This is a genomic window from Burkholderia sp. MS455 (assembly GCF_016899445.1).
Classification (GTDB): Bacteria; Pseudomonadota; Gammaproteobacteria; order Burkholderiales; family Burkholderiaceae; genus Burkholderia; species Burkholderia pyrrocinia_C.
The window spans coordinates 619,641-641,013 of the sequence record NZ_CP041777.1; the positions used below are offsets into that span (position 1 = coordinate 619,641).

At 66.9% G+C, this 21,373-nt stretch carries 22 protein-coding genes; 10 read left to right on the forward strand and 12 right to left on the reverse strand.

What is annotated here, in order from left to right:
* Positions 1–36: 36 nt before the first annotated feature.
* From FPJ27_RS02430 to hyfB, 6 genes are read right to left on the reverse strand one after another with little or no spacing between them, the layout of a single operon-like run.
* Positions 37–552, reverse strand: coding sequence for a formate hydrogenlyase (locus tag FPJ27_RS02430; protein ID WP_072437921.1), 516 nt, complete (start codon positions 550–552; stop codon positions 37–39).
* Entirely contained in the window at positions 552–2,114 is a 1,563-nt protein-coding gene (locus tag FPJ27_RS02435) for an NADH-quinone oxidoreductase subunit C (RefSeq protein ID WP_204420734.1), read from the reverse strand. Before FPJ27_RS02435 ends, FPJ27_RS02430 begins: the two co-directional genes overlap by 1 nt.
* Positions 2,115–2,117: 3 nt before the next feature.
* Positions 2,118–3,581: a hydrogenase 4 subunit F gene (locus tag FPJ27_RS02440; RefSeq protein ID WP_072437919.1), complete on the reverse strand. Its 1,464-nt coding sequence runs from the start codon at positions 3,579–3,581 to the stop codon at positions 2,118–2,120.
* Entirely contained in the window at positions 3,574–4,233 is a 660-nt protein-coding gene (locus FPJ27_RS02445; RefSeq protein WP_072437918.1) for a formate hydrogenlyase, read from the reverse strand. Before FPJ27_RS02445 ends, FPJ27_RS02440 begins: the two co-directional genes overlap by 8 nt.
* Entirely contained in the window at positions 4,234–5,184 is a 951-nt protein-coding gene (locus FPJ27_RS02450) for an NADH-quinone oxidoreductase subunit H (protein WP_072437917.1), read from the reverse strand.
* Positions 5,178–7,181 (reverse strand): hydrogenase 4 subunit B, encoded by a 2,004-nt coding sequence (gene hyfB, locus FPJ27_RS02455; protein WP_204420735.1) that lies wholly within the window; start codon positions 7,179–7,181, stop codon positions 5,178–5,180. Before hyfB ends, FPJ27_RS02450 begins: the two co-directional genes overlap by 7 nt.
* Positions 7,182–7,422: 241 nt before the next feature.
* Between hyfB and FPJ27_RS02460 the strand changes: the two genes are divergently transcribed.
* Both FPJ27_RS02460 and FPJ27_RS02465 read left to right on the forward strand, forming a co-directional pair.
* Entirely contained in the window at positions 7,423–8,190 is a 768-nt protein-coding gene (locus tag FPJ27_RS02460) for a YoaK family protein (RefSeq protein WP_072437915.1), read from the forward strand.
* Positions 8,191–8,347: 157 nt separating this feature from the next.
* A complete protein-coding gene (locus FPJ27_RS02465) occupies positions 8,348–8,533 on the forward strand; it encodes a ribbon-helix-helix protein, CopG family (protein ID WP_034184418.1) in 186 nt (61 codons plus the stop codon).
* Between the two features lie 7 nt (positions 8,534–8,540).
* On the opposite strand, the gene FPJ27_RS02470 is transcribed toward FPJ27_RS02465, so the two are convergent.
* Complete coding sequence (locus FPJ27_RS02470; protein ID WP_204420736.1) at positions 8,541–9,377, reverse strand: fused MFS/spermidine synthase; 837 nt, start codon at positions 9,375–9,377, stop codon at positions 8,541–8,543.
* 97 nt (positions 9,378–9,474) lie between these two features.
* Entirely contained in the window at positions 9,475–9,819 is a 345-nt protein-coding gene (locus FPJ27_RS02475; RefSeq protein WP_034184663.1) for a zinc ribbon domain-containing protein YjdM, read from the reverse strand.
* 162 nt (positions 9,820–9,981) lie between these two features.
* On the opposite strand from FPJ27_RS02475, the gene FPJ27_RS02480 reads away from it, so the two are divergent.
* The 4 genes from FPJ27_RS02480 to FPJ27_RS02495 all read left to right on the forward strand — a co-directional run bounded on the left by FPJ27_RS02480 (position 9,982) and on the right by FPJ27_RS02495 (position 11,748).
* Positions 9,982–10,458 carry a hypothetical protein gene (locus FPJ27_RS02480; protein ID WP_204420737.1) on the forward strand — a complete coding sequence of 159 codons (477 nt, stop codon included), beginning with the start codon at positions 9,982–9,984 and terminating at the stop codon, positions 10,456–10,458.
* Between the two features lie 6 nt (positions 10,459–10,464).
* Positions 10,465–10,728, forward strand: a complete 264-nt coding sequence (locus FPJ27_RS02485) for an HPr family phosphocarrier protein (protein ID WP_204420738.1) — start codon at positions 10,465–10,467, stop codon at positions 10,726–10,728.
* 153 nt (positions 10,729–10,881) lie between these two features.
* A complete protein-coding gene (locus tag FPJ27_RS02490; RefSeq protein ID WP_072437911.1) occupies positions 10,882–11,103 on the forward strand; it encodes a hypothetical protein in 222 nt (73 codons plus the stop codon).
* Positions 11,104–11,193: 90 nt separating this feature from the next.
* Positions 11,194–11,748 (forward strand): GNAT family N-acetyltransferase, encoded by a 555-nt coding sequence (locus FPJ27_RS02495; RefSeq protein ID WP_235212566.1) that lies wholly within the window; start codon positions 11,194–11,196, stop codon positions 11,746–11,748.
* Between the two features lie 67 nt (positions 11,749–11,815).
* Here FPJ27_RS02495 and FPJ27_RS02500 read toward each other — a convergent pair whose 3' ends face one another.
* The gene (locus tag FPJ27_RS02500) at positions 11,816–12,037 is read right to left on the reverse strand and encodes a hypothetical protein (RefSeq protein ID WP_204420739.1); all 222 of its coding nucleotides are present in this window, start codon (positions 12,035–12,037) and stop codon (positions 11,816–11,818) included.
* Positions 12,038–12,119: 82 nt separating this feature from the next.
* Positions 12,120–12,467: a hypothetical protein gene (locus FPJ27_RS02505; protein ID WP_072437908.1), complete on the reverse strand. Its 348-nt coding sequence runs from the start codon at positions 12,465–12,467 to the stop codon at positions 12,120–12,122.
* A 621-nt stretch (positions 12,468–13,088) separates the two neighbouring features.
* Here FPJ27_RS02505 and FPJ27_RS02510 point away from each other — a divergent pair.
* Positions 13,089–13,799, forward strand: coding sequence for a response regulator (locus FPJ27_RS02510; RefSeq protein WP_204420740.1), 711 nt, complete (start codon positions 13,089–13,091; stop codon positions 13,797–13,799).
* Positions 13,800–14,141: 342 nt separating this feature from the next.
* Here FPJ27_RS02510 and FPJ27_RS02515 read toward each other — a convergent pair whose 3' ends face one another.
* Both FPJ27_RS02515 and FPJ27_RS02520 read right to left on the reverse strand, forming a co-directional pair.
* The gene (locus tag FPJ27_RS02515) at positions 14,142–14,636 is read right to left on the reverse strand and encodes a low affinity iron permease family protein (RefSeq protein ID WP_072437892.1); all 495 of its coding nucleotides are present in this window, start codon (positions 14,634–14,636) and stop codon (positions 14,142–14,144) included.
* Between the two features lie 229 nt (positions 14,637–14,865).
* Positions 14,866–16,326 (reverse strand): TolC family protein, encoded by a 1,461-nt coding sequence (locus FPJ27_RS02520; RefSeq protein WP_204420741.1) that lies wholly within the window; start codon positions 16,324–16,326, stop codon positions 14,866–14,868.
* A 78-nt stretch (positions 16,327–16,404) separates the two neighbouring features.
* On the opposite strand from FPJ27_RS02520, the gene FPJ27_RS02525 reads away from it, so the two are divergent.
* The 3 genes from FPJ27_RS02525 to FPJ27_RS02535 all read left to right on the forward strand — a co-directional run bounded on the left by FPJ27_RS02525 (position 16,405) and on the right by FPJ27_RS02535 (position 21,348).
* Positions 16,405–17,022 (forward strand): TetR/AcrR family transcriptional regulator, encoded by a 618-nt coding sequence (locus tag FPJ27_RS02525; RefSeq protein ID WP_072437890.1) that lies wholly within the window; start codon positions 16,405–16,407, stop codon positions 17,020–17,022.
* A gap of 82 nt (positions 17,023–17,104) precedes the next feature.
* On the forward strand, positions 17,105–18,220 hold the full coding sequence (locus FPJ27_RS02530; protein ID WP_204420742.1) for an efflux RND transporter periplasmic adaptor subunit: 1,116 nt from the start codon (positions 17,105–17,107) through the stop codon (positions 18,218–18,220).
* On the forward strand, positions 18,217–21,348 hold the full coding sequence (locus FPJ27_RS02535; protein ID WP_204420743.1) for an efflux RND transporter permease subunit: 3,132 nt from the start codon (positions 18,217–18,219) through the stop codon (positions 21,346–21,348). Before FPJ27_RS02530 ends, FPJ27_RS02535 begins: the two co-directional genes overlap by 4 nt.
* Positions 21,349–21,373: the final 25 nt, after the last annotated feature.

The window sequence follows — 21,373 nt, forward strand, 5'->3', positions numbered from 1 at the left end:
GAACGAACGCGCTGAAAATCGCCACGGCCCGCCTCATCAAGCGCCGCGCGCCCGGCAGGCCGTCAGGATCCCGCGCAGCAAGTCGCGAGGCGGCGGCGGGCAGCCGGGAATCGTCACGTCGACCGGCAGGATCGACGCAACCGGGCCGCACACCGCATAGCTGTCGGCAAAGATGCCGCCCGTGCACGCGCACTCGCCGGCCGCGACGACGAGCTTCGGCGCCGGCGTCGCGTCGTATGCGGCGAGCACGGCTGCCCGCATGTTCAGCGTCACGGGCCCGGTCACGAGCAGCAGGTCCGCATGGCGGGGACTCGCGACGAACTTGATGCCGAGCCCCTCGATGTTGTAGTAGGCGTTGTTCAGCGCATGGATCTCCAGCTCGCAGCCGTTGCAGGATCCCGCGTCGATCTGCCGGATGCAGAGCGCCCGCCCGAGCAGATCGAGAATGTCCTGCCGGATGCGCCCCTCCTCGCGACGCCACGCGTCCTCCGCGGCCGGCACGGGCTCGTCGGGAAAATCGGTGCGCGCAAATTGCCGGATAAGCTGCCACATCAGAGGTCGTGCCCCGCGTAATTCAGGTTGAACGATTTGTTGATCAACGGAAAATCGGCAACGATATTGCCGATGATCGCATGTTCGAGCGCCGGCCAGTTCTGCCACGACGGATCGTGGCAATGGCACCGCGCGATCGCGTCGTCCGCTTCCGTCTCGAGCGCGACGAAGATATCGCCGCGCCATCCCTCGACCCAGCCGATCCCGCGGGCAGGCGCCGCGGCGGGCGCCACCTCGACGACGACCGGGCCCGCCGGCAGATTCGCCAGCAGCACGCGCATCACGCGCACCGATTCGTCGATCTCGGCGAACCGCACGGCCACGCGTGCGGCGACGTCGCCGCGCGGATCGCTCGCCGCGTTGACGGCGACCTCGTCGTACGGCGCGGACCGCATCGCCGCGCGCACGTCGAACGCGTGAGCGCTGGCACGGGCGGCCAGGCCGCGCACGCCGAAGTGCGCAGCGACCTCGGCGGTCAATCTGCCGGTGCCCACGAACCGGTCCTGCAGCCCCGACTGGTCTTCGTAGATTGTCCGCATGACGCGCACGTCATGTTCGATGCGTTCGCACGCGTCCGACAGGCTCGCGACGCTGTCGTGCCCGACGTCGACCGCCACGCCGCCGGGCACGATCCGGTCCATCAGGTATCGATGCCCGAACGCGCGATCGTTCATCCGGACCCAGTCCTCCTTGAGCCGGGAAAACTGCGCGAGACCGAACCCGAACCCGGCATCGTTGCCGAGCGCGCCGAGATCGCCCAGGTGATTCGCCACGCGTTCGCGTTCGAGCAGGAGCGCGCGCAGATACAGCGCGCGCTTAGGCACTGCGGTGCGGCACGCGTGCTCGAGCGCCATGCAGTAGGCCCACGAGAACGCGACGGTCGAATCGCCGGCGATCCGGCCCGCGACCCGATGGCCGTTCGACGCGGCCGTCCGCTCGAACAGTCGCTCGACGCCGCGATGCGCGTAGCCGAGGCGTTCCTCGAGGCGCAGCACCTTCTCTCCGACGACCGAAAACCGGAAATGTCCCGGCTCGATGATGCCGGCGTGGATCGGCCCGACCGCGATCTCGTGCACGCCGTCGCCGGCCACCGGCACGAACCGGTAGTTCGCCTCGTTCGATTCGAACGCCTCGACACCGGTCGCCGATCGTTGCAGTGGAAAATAGTCGTCGGGCCAATTGCCGTGATTGAGCCACGGCCGCGCGTCCTGCGCGCCGCGCGCGCTCAGGCCGGTCAGGTCGAAGATCGCCCGCTGCATCCGGGCGGCGGACGGAAACAGCGGCGCCAGGTCGGGGAAATCCCCGCCGGCGTCGGGCTGCCGCCCGGTCGCGAGACGCACCCACAGGATGCCGTCGTCGCATTCGTACGCGGCATTCACCGCGAAACCCGCGTCGCGCGCTTCGCCGCCCCACATCGCGACGAGCCGGCTCCGCTCCGACCGTGCGACGCGCGCCGTCTCGAGCCACCCCGCCGGGTCGACTTCCATCAGCGCCGCGCGCACCTGGCCCGCCCGGCATTCGAGCGGGACCGCGGCCTCCCTGGGTATCGATTCGAGTCGCATGCGTCACCCCGCCAGCATCGTCGCGGCCTGGCGATACCAGGTCGCCAGATAAGGCGGCACGTACAGGCCGAGCATCAGGCCGAGCGCCAGATGGACGAACACCGGCAACAGCGCCGGCCGGTGTCCGAGCGGTTTCGCCGTCGTCGTGCCGCCGAATACCATCCGCTGCACGCGCGCGAAGATCGCCGCGAAGGCGACGGCGAGCCCGAGCAGCAGCAGCGGCGCGGTCCACGGCAGCGTGTTCATCGCGGTCGTCAGGATCAGGAATTCGCTCGCGAACACGCCGAACGGCGGCAGGCCGAGAATCGCGAGCGTGCCGAGCATCATCCCCCAGCCGACGGTCGGGCTGACCTGCAGCAGCCCGCGAATGCCGTCGATCGCCTGCGTGCCGGCCTTCTGCGCCGCATGGCCGACCGCGAAGAAGATCGCCGACTTGACGAGCGAGTGCACCGTCATGTGCAGCAATCCGGCGAAGGTCGCGACCGGGCCGCCGAGGCCGAAGGCGAACGTCACCAGCCCCATGTGCTCGATCGACGAATACGAGAACAGCCGCTTCACGTCCTTCTGCCGGAACAGCGAGAACGACGCGACCAGCACCGACACGAGCCCGAACCCGACCAGCAGCCGCCCCGGCAGCCCGTTGCCGAGCGCGCCGTCGGCCAGCACCTTGCAGCGCAGTACCGCATACAGCGCGACGTTCAGCAGCAAGCCGGACAGCACCGCCGAAATCGGCGTCGGGCCTTCGGCATGCGCGTCCGGCAGCCAGCTGTGCATCGGCACGAGGCCGATCTTCGTGCCGTAGCCGACGAGCAGGAACACGAAGGCAATCGACACGATGGTCGGGTCGAGGTGCGCCTTGACCGCGACGAGGCTCGTCCACAGCAGCGCATCTCCGCCGGCCAGCTGCCGGCTTGCGGCGAGGTACAGCAGGATCGTGCCGAACAGCGCCTGCGCGATGCCGACGCCGCACAGGATGAAATACTTCCACGCGGCCTCGAGGCTCGCGGCCGTCCGGTAGACGCTGACGAGCAGCACGGTCGCCAGCGTCGCCGCCTCCATCGCGACCCACAGCACGCCGAGGTTGTCGGTCAGCAGCGCGAGCAGCATCGCGAACATGAAGAGCTGATACATCGCGTGATAGAGCCGCATCCGCGCGGCCGTCATCCGGCCGCGATCCTCCTCGACCTGCATGTACGGACGCGAGAACAACGACGTCGTCCAGCCGACGAACGCGGTCAGCGCGACCAGGTAGACGTTGAGCGGATCGACGAAGAACGCGCCGTCGAACACGCTCGACGGGCCGTTTTCGACGGTGTGCGCGGCGAGCGCGAGCGTCGCCGCGAACGTCGCGAAACTGAAGCCGGCGTTCAGGTTGCGCGCGACGCGGCTGGACCGCACGCACGCGAGCGTCGCGGCGGCCGCGAGCGGCAGGCCGAGCACGGCGAGCACGACATGGGCCTCATTCATCTTTGAGCGTCTCGAGGTGATGGATGTCCAGGCTGTCGAACTGCTCGCGGATCTGGAACATGAACACGCCCAGGATCAGGATGCCGACCAGCACGTCGAGCCCGATGCCGAGCTCGACGATCATCGGCATCCCGTTGGTCGCGGCCGTCGCCGCGAAAAACAGCCCGTTCTCCATCGACAGGAAGCCGATCACCTGCGGAATCGCCTTGGCGCGCGTGATCATCGCCATGAACGACAGCAGCACGCAGGCGAGCGCGATACCGAGCGCGCCGCGCGCGACCGAGGTCGCGAGCTGGCTGATCGGCGATGCGACGTTGAACGCGACGATCACCAGCACGATGCCGATCAGCTGCGTGGTCGGGATATTGATGAGCGGTTCGACGTCGGCGCGCACGTCGAGCCGGCGCACGAGCCGATACAGGAGCCACGGGATCACGCCGACCTTCAGCACGAGCGTCAGCCCGGCGGACACGAACAGGTGCGCGTCGCCCGTCAGCACGCCGAGAATCAGGTTGGCCGACACGAGCGCGACGCCCTGCAGCGTATAGAGATGGATCAGCGACAGCGTGCGTCGCTGGCTCAGCATCGCGAACGACAGGATCAGCAGCAGCGCCGCCAGGAAGTTGATCAGTTGCGTCGCGTAGCCGTGCATTCACGCCCCCAGCAGGATGTGCACGAGCATGCCGATCACCGCGAGCAGGAACGCGGTGGCGAGAAACTCGGGCACCCTGAACAGCCGCATCTTCGCATTGACGGTCTCGACCGCGGCGAGCGCCGCACCGCCCGCCATCAGCTTGACGAACAGCACCGGCACCGCCAGCAGCAGCGCGAGCGGATTACCCGCCTCGGCAATGCCCCACGGGACGAACAGCGCGAGGCCGATGCACGAATAGGCGAACAGCTTGAGGCTCGCCGCCCATTCCATCAGCGCGAGATGACGCCCCGAGTATTCGAGCAGCAGTGCCTCGTGGATCATCGTCAGTTCGAGGTGGGTAGTCGGATTGTCGACGGGCAGCCGTGCGTTTTCGGCGAGCGACACCAGCGTGAACGCGATGCCGGCAAACGCCAGGCTCGGATAGAGCGTGAGCTCGCCGCGCCCGAGCGTGCCGACGATGCTCGTCAGCAGCGTCGACTGCGTGATCAGCGACGCGGACAGCAGGACCATCAGCAGCGCCGGCTCCGCGAGAAAGCCGATCAGCATCTCGCGCCGCGCACCGAGCGTGCCGAATGCCGTGCCGATGTCCATCGCGGCGAGCGACAGCGCGACGCGCGCGAGCGCGAACAGGCCGACGAGCGCGATCGCGTCCGCGGCGGGCGACAGCGGCAGCTCCGTCGACAGCGTCGGCACGATCGCGCACGCGAGCGTCATCGCGGCCCAGACGACGTAGGGCGCGCCGCGGAACACCGCGCTCGCGCCATGCGCGACGACCGATTCCTTGTTGAAAAGCTTGTGGAGCATCCGGTACGGCTGCCAGACCGACGGCGCGCGCCGGTTCTGCAGCCACGCGCGGCATTGGTTGATCCAGCCGGACAGCAGCGGCGCGGCGGCGAGCGCCACCACGATCTCGAGGATCTGCGATGCCACGCCGGAGACGGTCACCATCTTCTCACCAGCATCAGGAGCAGGATCAGCACCGCGAAGCTGTAGGTCAGGTAGACGGCGATCCGGCCTGTCTGCAGCCGGCCCGCCCATTCGGCCGCGCGCAGCGTGATCGCCGCGATGCGCTCGTAGAGCAGCCAGGTGCGATCGGCGACCGACACCCGGTACGCGGGCTGCGCGTCGAACGGCGACGGCACCTGCCGCTCGATGCGCAGCAGCGGCGCGAAGATCTCGCGGATCGGCTGCCCGAACCCCTCGGCCGTGTCCTGCATCCGCGTGGTCGGAAACGGGAAGCCGCAACCCCACGGCGCGGCGCGGCGCAGCCGGCCGTGGTAGAAGCGCCGCACCAGCAGCCACGCAAGCCCGCAGCACGCGACGAAAAACAGCATGAACACGGCCGGCATGTAGCTCGCGCGCGCGGTCGACACCGGCACGAGCAGCAGCCAGCCGTGATTGTCCGCGCCGACGCCGGCGCCGACGAGCCCGCGCGTGACCGGATCCAGCAGCTTGACGAACTGCGCGGGCATCAGCCCGAGCAGCACGCTGAGCGCCGCGAACCAGCAGAACGCGAGCCGCTCCCACGCATTCGCGTCGCGGGCGCGGCTCAGCTTGGCTTCCCTCGGCTGCCCGAGAAACACGATGCCGAAGAACTTGACCATCGTGTAGCCGGCGAGCGCGGCCGACATCGCCACCAGCGCGGCCGCGATCGGCACCGTCATCGCCAGCACCGAATCCGGCAGGCCGGGCGTGAACAGGAACGCCTGCAGCAACAGCCACTCCGCGACGAAACCGCTCAGCGGCGGCAGGCCCGCGCTCGCCGCGACGCCCGCGAGCACGGCCCAGGCCGTCCACGGCATGAAACGGATCAACCCGCCGAGCTTGCCGAGATTGCGCTCGCCGGTGGCGTGCAGCACGGCGCCCGTCCCCAGGAACAGCAGGCTCTTGTATGCCGCATGCGCGACGACCTGATAGAGCATCGCGGTCAGCGCGAGCGCCGCCAGGGTCGTCATGCCGAACGCGCGAAACAGCACCGCGAGCCCGAGCGACACGAACATCAGGCCGATGTTGTCGATCGACGAATAGGCGAGCAGGCGCTTCATGTCGACCTGGATCGTGCTGAAGACCACGCCGAGCAGCGCGGTGCCGCCGCCGAGCACGAGCAGCAGCACGCCCCACCACGCGATCTGCACGTGCAGCAGGTCGAACACGGTGCGCAGCAGCCCGTAGAGCCCCACCTTCAGCACGAACCCGCTCAGGAGCGCCGACACGGGGGACGGTGCGGCCGGATGCGCATCGGGCAGCCACACATGCAGCGGAAATACGCCCGCCTTCGCGCCGAAGCCGACGAGCGCGAGCAGGAACGCGAGCGACGCCCAGGTTGCATCGAGCGACTGGGTGCGCATGTTCGCGAACGTGTAATCGCCGGTGCGCGCCTGCAGGATGCCGAAGCACAGCAGCAGCGCGAGCGCGCCGACATGCGAAATCAGGAAATACAGGTAGCCCGCACGGCGGATTTCGCCGATCCGGTGGTTGGTCATCACGAGGAAGGTCGCGGACAGCGTCAGCGTTTCCCACGCGACCATGAACGCATACGCGTCGTCCGCGACGAGCACGAGCGCGATGCTCGCGACGCACACGTGATATTCGCAGCAGATGAGCCCGGGCGCGGCGCCCTCGCCCTTGCGGAAGTAGCCGGCGGAAAACGCGCCGATCCCGGCACTGACGAGGCCGAGCACAAACAGGAAATAGCCGGACAGGCGGTCGAGCCGCAGATGGAACGGCAGGTCGGGCAGCCCGATCGGCAGCACCGCGACGGACGGCTCGGCAAACACGCCCGCGAGCCCCGCGGCCGCCAGCAGCAGCCCGCCCAGCGCACCGAGCGGAAACAGCCCGTGCGCGACGACGCGCGTGCGATGCAGCGCCCCGAGCCCCAGCGCGCCGATCGCGAGCCAGGCAGCCACGACCAGCAGCACGAAATGGACGACCGGCACGGGTGCCATCCGGATTGTCTCCAGTACGCTCGGGTTGAACGGGGGCATGAAACGGCGACGGCAGGCGCGCCGGCTCCACTTGCATTATTGCATCGAAAGCCAAAGCTGGCTAACAGGATATGATAATGGCATTATCATACAAGCCACATGATTCGAGGAAGCCGGCGCCTTCGCGGGCCGCCCGTTCGGCCCGAAGGGCGCCGTCCGGCCATGTCCGCGCCCGCGATCCCGGCGATTGAGCGAAGCCCCTATGCCAGCGCAGTACTTTCGAAGCCTGACGGGTAAACACCGCAGCGCAACCGCGAACCGCCAGCTCGGCTTTTCGCTCGCGTTCGTCGCCGGCGCGACCAACGCGGGCGGCTTCCTTGCGGTCAGGCAATACACGTCGCACATGAGCGGCATCGTGTCGGCGATCGCCGACCAGGCGGCGCTCGGCGACATACCGCTCGCGCTGGCCGGCATCAGTTCGCTGGCGTCGTTTCTCGTCGGCGCCGGCTGCTCGGCGGTGCTCGTCAACTGGGGGCGCCGCCGCGGCCTGCACAGCCAGTACGTGCTGCCGCTGCTGGTCGAGGCCGTGCTGCTCCTGCTGTTCGGGCTGCTCGGCAGCCACCTCGCGCTGTGGGAGGCGTTCTTCGTGCCCGTGACCGTGATCCTGCTGTGCTTCATCATGGGGCTGCAAAACGCGATGATCACGAAGCTGTCGGGCGCGGAGATCCGCACGACGCACATGACCGGCATCGTGACCGACCTCGGCATCGAACTGGGCAAGCTGTTTTACTGGAACCGCTCGGCCATTGACGTGGACATGCATGCGGTTGTCGCCAACCGCGCGAAGCTGAGGATTCACGCCACGATGCTGGCGTCGTTCTTCGTCGGCGGCCTGGCCGGCGCGATCGGCTTCAAGTATGTCGGCTACGTGTCGACGGTACCGCTCGCCGGCATGCTCGTCATGCTCGCGATCGTGCCCGTGGCCGACGACGTGCTGACCTGGTTCTGCCGGCTCGATCGCCGGCCCTGAGCCGGCGCAAAACCCGACCCGTGCGGGCGCATCCCGGCGGGCCGTCCGGATGGATGACCGGACCGCACGGCAACCGGCCGGACAACCCGTTTCGGCCGTGACGCCGAAAGCAGATGTATTATAATTTGATTAACATATCCGCCGACCTGTCCGCGCAATGGAAACGAAAACCGCCCGCCTGACCGTCCTGATCGATCCCGCCAAGAAGGAAGCATTCGAGATGCTCTGCGCGGCGCAGGATCTCACGCCGTCGCAAGTCGTACGTCAGTTGATCCGCGAGTATCTCGAGCATCACGGCGTGACCTACAAGACCAAGAGCCCGCTCGGCAAGCGCATGAAGTAACCGCGGGTCAAGCCCCGATTTCCCAGCGCCCGGGCGCTTGCTCGCGCCAGACCAGCCGCGCCGGATCGATGCCCGCGCCGCTCTTCAGCCGCCGGGCCGTGGAAGCCAGCTTCAGTTCGCCGGCAACGGCGAACTGAAGCGCGCGCTCGAGCAGGATGCGCAACGACGGCAAGCGATCGCCGCCCTTCCATGCGAACGCGATGAAGTTGTTGTCGTCACCGCACGGGACCAGCGCATACGACGCACCGAACACGGCGCGCAGCCGCTCGAGGTACAGCGGCAGCGCCGGATCGTCGTCGGTGAAGTTGATCGCGAGCACACCCGCGTCGTTCAGCCGCTCGCGGCACGTCGCGAAGAAGGCGGCGCTCGTGCACCGGCCCGGCATGCCTTCGGCGACGAACGCGTCGTGCAGGATCACGTCCGTGCGCACGTCCGCCTCCGTCATGTAGTCCGCGCCGTCGGCACACACCACCCTGAAGCGCGCATCGTCCGCAGGAATCCTGAACACGTCGCGCAGCGCGATCACCTCGGGATTGATCTCGACCGCATCGATCGCCGTATCGGGCAGATGCCGGTGGCAGTATTTCGCCAACGAGCCGCCGCCGAGCCCGAGCATGCAGATGCGCGCGGGCGCGGGCTGCAGCAGCAGGAAGCCCATCATCACGCGCGTATAGCCGAGCGCGAGCGCGGCCGGATTCTTCAGCGACATGAAGCTCTGCGTGGCGAGATGATCGAAGTGCAGCGACACCGCATGGCGCGTCTCCAGCACGAACGGCCGGCCATCGCGCAACGGCGTCGACAGGAATCTGACGAACGCATCGTAGGAGGTTCGATCCTCTGCCATGCTTGTTATGCCCGGGTAGTCAAACAGTCGAAGCCGCCCGAAGCACGGGCGGCCGGCCGCGCGAACGAAGCGCCGCCGCGGCGGCGCACGCGCGCAATCACACCTTCTTCAGGAAACAGGCCTTCAGCATGAAGCCGCCGGCGTCCGTCTTGCAGTCGACTTCGTGATCGCCGCCGACGATCCGGATGCTCTTGACCTTGGTGCCCATCTTCAGCGTGATCGACGAGCCCTTCACGCGCAGGTCCTTGATCAGCACGACCGAATCGCCGTCCGACAGCACATTGCCGTTCGCGTCCCTGACGACGTCGCCGGCCGCTTCATCGCCGGCTTCGGCACCGGCCGTCGCCGACCATTCGTGACCGCAGTCCGGGCACACGTAGAGCGTGCCGTCCGGGTAGGTGTTTTCCATCGCGCATTGCGGGCAGGCAGGGGCGGCGTTCATTGCAGCATCCATCGGGTAAGGTTCGAGTCGAAAAAACGGGCGTGTGCAGCATTTGCTGCACACGGCATTATAATACAATACACATGTTCTTCATCGCTGTACTATAATCCTCGCTTTCCGCCGTTCATCGGACTTGCAGGCGGTTTCGCTGAGGATGTCGACATGTTCGAGCTGGATGGTGCACTGCTGCGGCCCGATCGGCGCCCCGTTACGCTTCGGGAAATCACGGAAAACCGGCCGATCGTCGTCGTGGGCGTCGGGCGCGGCGTCGAACGCGGCTTCCAGCTGATTCATCGCTTCCACGACGTCGGCGCTCAGCTCGCGGCGGCCGAGATCCACCTGGCTTTCGTGTATCCGGCGGAATCGGCCCGGCACGTGACGGACCCGATCTCGGTCGCCTGCGTGCGGTTCCGGCGCCATCCGCACCTGCTGCTCGATGCCGACGACCATTGCTTCGCGCGCGGCGTGCCGCCTCGATCGCTGCGCGCCGTGTTCGTCAACCCGGAAATGGAACGACTCGCCGGCATCGACATCGACTTGCGCGACGCCGCGTGGGAAACCGCGTTTCGCGCGTTTCTCGCGCACTGCGGGCTTGGCGCCGCGCACGGCCCCCGACGACTCAACCAGAGGCTTTCGTAAAAAAACGTGGCAACCGTCGTCTACCTTCAAATCGGCGCCGCGTGGAACCGGACCCGCGCGGGCGCGGCCAGGGACGCGGTCGTCGCGGCGGCACGCCGCTTCGAAAGCGACATCGTGCTGATCGTGAACGGGTGCCGCGGCAACGCGAAAAACGACGCCGCGATCGCGTCGCTGGAGTTGCGCGGCGGCACGTCCGCCCAGGTGCTGGCCGCCGGGCCCGATGAGGAAGCGGCGCTTCAGGCGCTGCTGCCGTTGCTGCAGGAGGGCTGACCCGCGTGCCGCCCTCCGCCCCGTCGCGCGTCGACCTGCTGCTGCCGATGCGCTCACGCCGCGAGACACGCGCCCGATGACGGAATGCCCGCCGCCGCATTCCGCAGCCGCGCTGCCGCGATCCACACCGCACACCCATTCCCGGAGGAAGTCATGAGCGACCAACACACGTCAAACGCCCCCAATCTGTCGGCGTCCGCCGTCTGGGCACTCGAACGCCTCGCCGACGTTCGCTACGGCCGGGATGCGCCGGCGCTCGGCTGGTCGATCGCGCGGGAACTCGTCGGTGCGGGCTTCGCTAGCCATCCGCCGCACGGCCGTTCCGGCATTTCGATCACGTCCGCAGGACGGTCCTTCCTGAAAAGCCTGAAGTAGCGGCCGCGCGGGCGGATTCCGCGGTATCGTACCGGCACGTTCGCGCGGCCGGCCCGCGCGCCTTCCCCCTTCGTGCCCATGGAATGCCCGATGACGTCGAACGTCCCGCCGCCCGTCGCCTCCCCGCCCGTCCTCGACACGCCGCGCCTCGTCCTCGAGGGCCATCCGCTCGGCGACTTCGACGCGCTCGCCGCGATGTGGACCGAGCCGGACGTCGTCGCGCACATCTTCAACGGCGAGCCGTCCGCGCCGCGCGACTCGTGGATGCGCCTGCTCGCGTATCGCGGACTGTGGCCGCTGCTGGGCTACGGCTACTGGGCGATTCGCGAAAAGGCGTCGGGCCGTTACGTCGGCGATCTCGGCTTCGCCGATTTCCACCGGCTCGTCGAGCCGTCGATTCGCGGTGTGCCGGAAGCCGGCTGGGCGCTGGCGACGTGGGCGCACGGCAAGGGCTACGCGACCGAGGCGCTCGCGGCCGCGCTCGCGTGGCTCGATGCGCAGCAGCGGTTCGAACGCAGCGTGTGTCTGATTGCGCCGACCAACGTCGCGTCGATCCGCGTCGCGGAGAAAGCCGGTTATGGCGATCCGGTGCGCATCAGGTTCAACGACACCGATTCGTTGCTGTTTTCACGCGCGAGCCGGTAAGCACGACGGCGCACCCGCTATCGCGGGCGTGCCGCATCCGCTTGCGGCGCGTGTGCTTCAGCCGCACTCACTCCGCAACCGGTTCGTAGAAATTCGCAAAGAGCCTGTCGTCCATCGGCCAGCAGTTGCCGCGCTCGTCGAGCAATATCCAGTCGCCAGGCTTCACCGAACGCCAACCCTCCGGCGTGGCGACCGCCCACATGCCTTCACGGTTCTCCACTCGATCATGGTCGCCATCGGCGAACCACCGTGTTGCATCGACATAATTGGTGCGTTTTCGAAATCGCATACCGCCACCGAAACGTTAACCCGTGACAGGCACTTCCAAAGATCTGTCCACGTATTGAGCATGGGCGCCCGGGTAGTGACGCTCATGCGGGAAAAGAAGGGGACCGGGATGCCATCGCATCCGCCCCGGGCGATAGCGGCTGCGCCGCCAACACCTGCGTCGCCGGCCCCGTTTCGTACAACGCAATCCAGCCCTCGGCGATGAGTGCCTCGAACGTTTCCCGGGCGACGGTGGAGATCCTGACATCGATCTCCTGCATTCTCCCGATCGCCGCGCGAACCTCGTCCGGTTGATCGGGCGCAAGCGCAATCACAAACCTTGAACGTGTTTCCGCGGCCCGGACGGCCTCGCTCCAGTCAGCCCGGGCGACCGCGACTTCGATCGCATTCGTGAGCACATCGAGATTCTGGATGACTTGCAGCGGTTCCATTTCGCACTCCTGTCAATACATCGTACGGTCCGGATGCTTGCCCCTCGAAGGCCCGTGCGACGTCAACACCTCCACATGCGTTCAATGCCCTGTGGCGCGCCGAATGCGGGCAACCGCGTGATCGGTCACCGCCTTCGTCGCTGCAAGCCCTTTGACGACAGAGCGGAAACCGCTGCAAGGCATGCACGTCCGTCAGTTGCGAGGATTGTAGGGAACCATGCGCCGCAACGTGCGTAATATTTTGTAATGATATGTCGAGCAACCTTTACGGGGCGTCGCATCGGCCGGCGCAAGCGGCGTTCGCGCAAACGGTTTTCCGCAAACGTTTTCTCCCGAACGACGCCTCGTCAGGGTTTCCCGCCGGCTACGCGCCGGATATCGCTCAGACTCTTTTCATCCGAATATCGAGCCGTTCGCCGCCGACACGATTCCACATCGTCATTCGTTCGCTTTTCCGCAAGCCGGTGATGATTTCCGTGCAGATGTGCTCAACGAACGATGCAGATTTCATCACATTCCATCGGAATGTTGCGCAGTATCATGCACCTCGCTTCGGTTACCACGCGTTCGGACTGGGCCTGACCGCCCGCCATTTTCCCGCATTGCCCCCCTCGTTTACCGATGCCCATCCGAATCCTGCTCGTCGAAGACGACGTCCATTTGTCCGCGCTGATCGCAGACTATCTGCGCAAGCATCAGTACAAGGTGGACACGCTGTTCGACGGTACCGACGCCGTATCCACGATCGTCGCGAGTTGCCCCGACCTCGTGCTTCTCGACATCAACCTGCCGGGCAAGGACGGCTTCGAGATTTGCCGCGAGGCACGCACGCAATATGACGGCATCGTCATCATGGTGACGGCACGCGACGAAAAGTTCGACGAGTTGCTCGGCCTGGAGCTCGGGGCAGACGACTTTCTCCACAAGCCGATCGAGCCACGCATCCTGCTCGCGCGGATCAAGGCCCAGTTGCGACGGCTACGCATACGTCCGGCCGGCCGCACGCCCGAATCGCCCCAGCGATTCGCGTTCGGCCAGTTTTCGATCGACCGGACGGATCGGAAGGTTCTTCTTCCGGACGGTAGCGCGCCTCGCCTTACCTCGACCGAATTCGACCTGCTGTGGGCCCTTGCCAGCCGCGCCGGCGAGGTGGTCAGCCGGGAAGACCTGACGCTGCTGCTACGCCGCATCGAGTTCGACGGCCTCGATCGCACGGTCGACTGTCACATCTCGAAGCTGCGCCGCAAACTGCGTGACGACGCGCTCGAACCGAAGCGAATCAAAACGATCCGCGGCAAGGGCTATCAGTTCAGCAAGCACGCCTGGGAATAACGCCGAATGCGTGCCGTCGCGTTGCGTCGCGTGCCACATGTGCGGCGCACCAGCGCACGCGTCGATCGGCTAACCACCGGCTAGCGCGCGCGTGTCGCCCCTTGCGCGCCGCCGGTCTGCCATCCTCCGCCCGGCGCCTTGCACGACAGGCAGAGATCGGTCGTCTGCAGCGCGCCTTTTCCCCGCACGAACACGCCGACTGCAACCGACGCGCAACCGGCATTCACCGCGCGGATGCGTTGCGATCTGCGATGCCGCAACAGAAATGACAACCGGTTGAAAAAACGTCCGCAGCTCTCGTGCCGGTCGTTCCGCAGCCGTACCGCGCCCCCATTCTCCCCGTCACGATTCGGGCGGATTGCCGGCCGGCTCGCCTTCCCGCTCGGCTGCCCGCTTCGCCATGTCGAGGTAGGTCTGCGCGAGTGCGCGCAATTCTTCCTCCGATGCGTCCTCGATCCCGATCAGCCGGTCGCTCGCCGCGTGCGTGACCGCGAGAAGCTCGTCGAGCTTCAGATGCAGCGCGACGCTGTCGCGGTTCTGGTTGCGTTGAAGCAGGAACACCATCAGGAACGTAATGATCGTCGTCCCGGTATTGATGACGAGCTGCCACGCATCCGAATAGTGAAAGAGCGGCCCGGTGAAGAGCCACATCACCGTGACGGCGACCGCGCTGCCGAACGCGACCGGCGAACCGGCCCACACGGTCACGTGCGACGCGAAGCGTTCGAAGAGGCGCGTGACGGGATGGCGCGCCGGCCGGTACGCCGCTGCGACGCCGGCTCTGAGTTCGCCGCCCGCGTCCTGCCGGACGCGGGAAGGATCGTTCGATTCTTGCATGGCGCCTCCCGGATATGAATGTCGGATCGCGACGCATGCCCGGGGTTCGGTCCCGTATGCAAGCGCTGCACACCCAGGAGCAGGTCGCATGCCCGGTCGCCTCGCCGCGCAGTGCCACGCACGGCACAGATGACATAGTGGGCGCTATCGCGGTAGCGCTGCGGCAAAGTCCTCATCCCGGCAAGGAACAAGAGCCGCGTTCCCGGCAACTCCCCGGCATATACGGCCGCTATCGAGTGGCGACCGCTTCGGATGCGCCAGGTTGCCAGCCGCCACCGAGTGCCTTGAACGCGGCAACCGCTGCTCGTGCCGATTCTGTTTGCGCCTGCACGCGCTCATCGGAGGCACGCAGCAAGCTTTCATCGGCCTGCAAGACCTCGATCAGACTGACGACGCCTTTCTGGTAGGCCGCAAACGATGCCGCCCGCGCCCTGCCGAGCGAGTTCACTCCGTCGGCCAGAACGGTAGCCTGCTCCTCGCGCTTGACGAGCGCCGAGAACGCGTTTTCGACGTCCTCGGTGGCGTGCAGCGCGGCGAGCCGGTAGGCGGCCAGCATTTCGGCCTCCTGTCCTTTTGCCTGCGCGATCTGCGCATTGATCCGGCCGAAGTCGAACAGACGCCAGCGCAAGCCGAGCACGCCGGCAGCCTGATTCGCGCCGCCGGAAAACAGGTTGCCCGCGCCGATTGTCGTTGCGCTGCCGATCAGCCCGCTCAGCGAGAACTTCGGGTAATACTCGGCAATGGCCACACCGATGCGCGCGTTCGACGCCGCGACGCGACGCTCGGCCACGAGCAGGTCGGGCCGGCGCCTGAGCAGCTCTCGCGGGGATCCCATCGTCGCGATCTGCGGAGCAACCGGGATATCACCGTCGTCCAGAAGTTCGGCCCGATGCGTGCCGGGCTGCGAACCGAGCATCACATCGAGCGCATTCATCGACGCGTCCAGCGCCGCTTCCAGCACCGGGACAGATGCGCGAACCTGGGCCAGCGCGCCTTCGGCCTGCCTGACCTGAAGCTCCGCCGCCAGACCTTTTCCATACAACAGATTGATGGTCGACAGCAGATCCTGCTGCGTCTGCACCTGGCGCCGCGCGACCTTCAGGCGGCCCTGCAACCCGCGAATGACGATGTAAATGTCCGCGGTCTGCGCCGCGACGGCCAGCCGCGTCGCCACCGCCCCCGCTTCCGAGGCCCGATAGTCGGCAAGCGCCGCTTCCCGGCCGCGGCGCAGGCCGCCGAACACGTCGAGTTCCCAGCTCGCGCTGAAATTGGCCTCATAGTCGTTGCCGTAACGGTCGAAACCGGGCGTCGAATTCAATACCCGTCCCAACGGGGTCTCGACAGACTGGTAAACGCGCGCGGCCTGGCCGCTGACATTGCCGGACGGCAACAGCGCGGCGTTCGCCGACCCTAGCGCCGCGCGGGCCTGCGCGACGCGAGCCGCGGCCTGCGCAAGATCGAGGTTCTGCGCGAGCGCGAGCGTGACGAACTGCGTCAATTGCGGATCGCCGAAACCCGTCCACCACGTCGCGAGTTCGGCTTCGGCGGCCGCGTGCCGCTGCTCCACGGCGGCCTGGCCCTGGAACCGCTCCGGCATGGCCGGATCCGGCTGCACGTAGTCGGGCCCGACGGCGCAGCCGGCCGACAGAGCAGCGGCAAGAACCGCGGCAACGATGGGTTTGGGTAGCATGAGGGTCTTCGCAAGAATCCGGTAGTGACTATAATACCAAATGGTCACTCGTTGTCCATTCCTGTCAGCCCGCAGCCCATGAAAAAAGACGCCCCTTCCCCGATCCCCGCACGCGGTCCGGCCGACCACGACGTACGGGATCAGATCGTGGCCGCCGCCACCGAGCACTTCAGCCGGTACGGCTATGAAAAAACGACCGTGTCCGATCTCGCCAAGTCCATCGGCTTTTCGAAGGCATATATCTACAAGTTCTTCGAGTCGAAGCAGGCGATCGGCGAAATGATCTGCGCGAACTGCCTGCACCAGATCGAAACCGATGTCCGGGCGGCCGTGGCCGACGCCGGCCTGCCGACCGAAAAGCTGCGGCGGATGTTCCGGGTCTTTACCGAAGCGAGCCTCCGGCTGTTTTTCCGCGATCGGAAGCTGTACGACATCGCCGCATCGGCCGCCACCGGGAACTGGCAGTCGGTGCAGGCGTACGAAGCGCGCGTGCAGACGCTGCTGCAGGACGTGCTGCAGGAAGGCCGCCAAAGCGGCGACTTCGAGCGCAAGACGCCGCTCGATGAAACCGCGATGGCGATCTACCTGGTCATGCGGCCGTATCTCAATCCGCTGCTGTTGCAGTACAACCTCGACACGACCGACGTCGCGCCCGCCCAACTGTCCAGCCTCGTGCTTCGCAGCCTGTCGCCGTGATGCGGCACCGTTTGTGACTATTGACTAATTTGGTCACTAGAACCACAATGAAAGTCCTGATCACTTCGCCAATGGGACTTTCATGCTTCGGCGTCGCCTCGCTCTCTCCGCACTCGCTTCCGCACTGCCCTTTGCGCTAGTCGCTTGCAGCGGAAAAGCGCCTTCCGATCCGCGCACGGAGGCGCCGCTCGTGCGTACCGCCATCGTGCAGGCAGCGGCTCCCGCGTCCCGCTCGTTTACCGGCACCGTCGCCGCCCGCGTGCAGAGCGACCTCGGGTTTCGCGTGTCCGGCAAGGTGCTCGAGCGGCTCGTGGACGCCGGGCAAACCGTCAGGCGCGGCCAGCCGCTGATGCGGATCGATCCCGTCGACCTGAAACTCGCGGCGCGCGCACGCGACGAGGCCGTCGCGGCCGCGCGGGCACGCGCGCGGCAGACTGCCGAGGACGAAGCCCGCTACCGCGACCTGCGCGGCACCGGCGCAATCTCGGCATCGGCGTATGACCAGGTCAAGGCGGCGGCCGATGCCGCGAAAGCGCAGCTGAGCGCTGCCGCGGCCGACGCCGACGTCGCGCGCAATGCGACCGGCTATGCGCAGCTCGTCGCGGACGGCGACGGCGTCGTCATGGAAACGCTGGCGGAGCCGGGCCAGGTCGTCAGCGCGGGCCAGCCGGTGGTACGCATCGCCCACGCCGGTAGCCGGGAAGCCGTGATCCAGCTGCCGGAAACCCTGCGCCCCGCCATCGGCTCGGCCGCGCAAGCCGAGCTGTTCGGCAAGCCGGGCGTGAGCGTTCCCGCGACGCTGCGCCAGCTCTCCGATACCGCGGATATCCGCACGCGCACCTTCGAAGCGCGCTATGTGCTGCAAGGCGCGCTGGCCGACGCCCCATTGGGCACGACCGTCACGATCGAGATCCCCGACGCGCGTGCGACGCTGGCGGGCGGCCAGCAGGTGCCGATCGGCGCGCTGCTCGACGCCGGCAAAGGGCCCGGCGTGTGGGTGGTCGCGGGAGAGCCGGCCAGGGTGGCGTGGCGGCCGGTCGCGGTCGAGCGTCTGGACGACGACAGCGCCCGCGTGTCCGGCGCATTGAAGCAAGGGGACCGGGTCGTCGCGCTCGGCGCGCAGTTGCTGCATGAAGGCGCACAGGTCCGGATGTCCGGCCAGACCGTCGCGGCGGCCAACGAGGGAGCACGGCCGTGAGCGAAGGTCGATTCAATCTGTCGGCGCTCGCCGTGCGCGAGCGCGCGATCACGCTGTTCCTGATCTGCCTGATCTCGCTGGCCGGGCTCGTTTCGTTCTTCAAGCTCGGCCGCGCGGAAGACCCGGCGTTCACGGTCAAGGTGATGACGATCGTCACCGCATGGCCGGGCGCCACCGCGCAGGAAATGCACGACCAGGTTGCCGAAAAGATCGAGAAGCGCATGCAGGAGCTGCGCTGGTACGACCGGACCGAAACCTATACGCGGCCCGGCCTCGCGTTCACGACGCTGACCTTGCTCGACAGCACGCCCCCGTCGGAAGTGCAGGAGCAGTTCTATCAGGCGCGGAAAAAGATCGGCGACGAGGCGAGCAACCTTCCGGCCGGCGTGATCGGGCCGCTGGTCAACGACGAATACGCGGACGTCACCTTTGCGCTGTTCGCGCTGAAGGCGAAGGGCGAACAGCAGCGCCTGCTGGTGCGCGATGCGGAAACGCTGCGCCAGCGGCTGCTGCATGTGCCGGGCGTGAAGAAGGTCAACATCGTCGGCGAGCAGGCCGAACGCATCTACGTGCAGTTGTCGCACGACCGGCTCGCGACGCTCGGCGTCAGCCCGCAGGACGTGTTCGCCGCGCTCAACGGCCAGAATGCGCTGACGCCCGCCGGCTCCGTCGAGACCCGCGGGCCGGAGATCTTCATTCGGCTGGACGGCGCGTTCGACAAGCTGCAGAAGATTCGCGACACGCCGATCGTCTCGCAGGGCCGCACGCTGAAACTGTCGGACATCGCCACCGTCGAGCGCGGTTATGAAGATCCGGCGACGTTCATGATCCGCAACAACGGCGAACCCGCGCTGCTGCTGGGCATCGTGATGCGCGACGGCTGGAACGGGCTCGATCTCGGCCACGCGCTGGACAGCGAAGTCGGCGCGATCAATGGCGCGCTGCCGCTCGGCATGAGCCTCACCAAGGTCACCGATCAGGCCGTGAACATCAGCTCGGCCGTCGACGAGTTCATGGTCAAGTTCTTCGCCGCGCTGCTGGTGGTCATGCTGGTGAGCTTCGTCAGCATGGGCTGGCGCGTGGGCCTCGTCGTCGCCGCGGCCGTGCCGCTGACGCTGGCCGTCGTGTTCGTCGTGATGGCCGCGACCGGCAAGAACTTCGACCGCATCACGCTCGGCTCGCTGATCCTCGCGCTGGGGCTGCTGGTGGACGACGCGATCATCGCGATCGAAATGATGGTCGTGAAGATGGAGGAAGGCTACGGCCGCGTGGCCGCGTCGGCCTATGCGTGGAGCCATACGGCCGCGCCGATGCTGGCCGGCACGCTGGTGACCGCGGTCGGCTTCATGCCGAACGGCTTCGCACGCTCCACCGCCGGCGAATACACCAGCAACATGTTCTGGATCGTGGGAATCGCGCTGATCGCATCGTGGATCGTCGCGGTGGTCTTCACGCCGTACCTCGGCGTGAAGATGCTACCGGACTTCAAGAAGGTCGACGGCGGTCACGACGCGATCTACGACACGCCCCGCTACAACCGTTTCCGCCAGGTGCTCGCACGCGTGATCGCGCGCAAATGGCTGGTCGCCGGGTCGGTCGTCGGCCTGTTCGTGCTGGCCATTCTCGGCATGGCGGTCGTCAAGAAGCAGTTCTTCCCGATCTCCGATCGACCCGAAGTGCTGGTCGAAGTGCAGATGCCGTACGGCACTTCGATCACGCAAACGAGCGCCGCGACGGCAAAGGTCGAGGCATGGCTCGCCAAGCAAAAGGAAGCGAGGATCGTTACCGCCTATGTCGGCCAGGGTGCGCCACGCTTTTTCCTGGCAATGGGACCGGAACTGCCCGATCCGTCGTTCGCGAAGATCGTGATTCGCACGGACAGTCAGGAGGAACGCGATGCGCTGAAGGCGCGACTGCGGCGGACGATCGCCGACGGTCTTGCACCCGAAGCACGGGTGCGCGTCACGCAACTCGTGTTCGGCCCGTATTCGCCGTTCCCGGTAGCCTACCGGATCACGGGCCCCGATCCGGACAAGCTGCGTGATATCGCAGTCGAGGTTCAGCACTTGATGGCAGGCAGCCCGATGATGCGCACGGTCAATGCCGACTGGGGCACGCGTGCGCCGACGCTGCACTTCACGTTGCAGCAGGATCGCTTGCAGGCGGTGGGGCTGACGTCCAGCGCCGTCGCGCAGCAACTGCAGTTCCTGCTCACCGGCGTGCCGGTCACTGCCGTGCGCGAGGATATTCGGACCGTGCAGGTCGTCGCGCGCTCGGCCGGCGATGCGCGGCTCGACCCGGCCCGCCTAGGCGACTTCACGCTCGCCGGCGCGAACGGGCAGCGCATTCCGCTGTCGCAGGTCGGCAAGGTCGACGTGCGGATGGAGGAGCCGATCATGCGCTGGCGCGATCGCGTTCCCACGATCACGGTGCGCGGCGATATCGCCGAGGGTCTGCAACCACCGGATGTCTCGACAGCGATCACCAAGCAGCTTCAGCCGATCATCGCGAAACTGCCGAGCGGTTATCGGATCGAGCAGGCCGGCTCCATCGAGGAATCGGGCAAGGCGACGACTGCGATGCTGCCGCTGTTCCCGATCATGCTCGCGGTCACGCTGATCATCATCATCTTCCAGGTGCGCTCGATCTCCGCGATGGTGATGGTGTTCCTGACGAGCCCGCTCGGGCTGATCGGCGTGGTGCCGACGCTGATCCTGTTCGGGCAGCCGTTCGGCATCAACGCGCTGGTCGGCCTCATCGCGCTGTCGGGCATCCTGATGCGCAACACGCTGATTCTGATCGGGCAGATCCATCAGAACGAACAGGCGGGCCTCGATCCGTTCCATGCGGTCGTCGAGGCCACCGTGCAGCGCGCGCGCCCGGTGATTCTCACGGCCATGGCGGCGGTGCTCGCGTTCATCCCGCTGACCCATTCGGTGTTCTGGGGAACGCTCGCGTACACGCTGATCGGTGGCACGTTCGCCGGGACGGTCCTCACGCTGGTGTTCCTGCCGGCCATGTACGCGATCTGGTTCAGGATCCGGCCCGGCCATACCGCCGGTTCGCGCGATGGCCGACATGCGCCTGCCGAGCCCGTGCTCCAGCATGCGCTCGACGCGCGCGATTGACACCCCCTCCATTCACCATATCGAA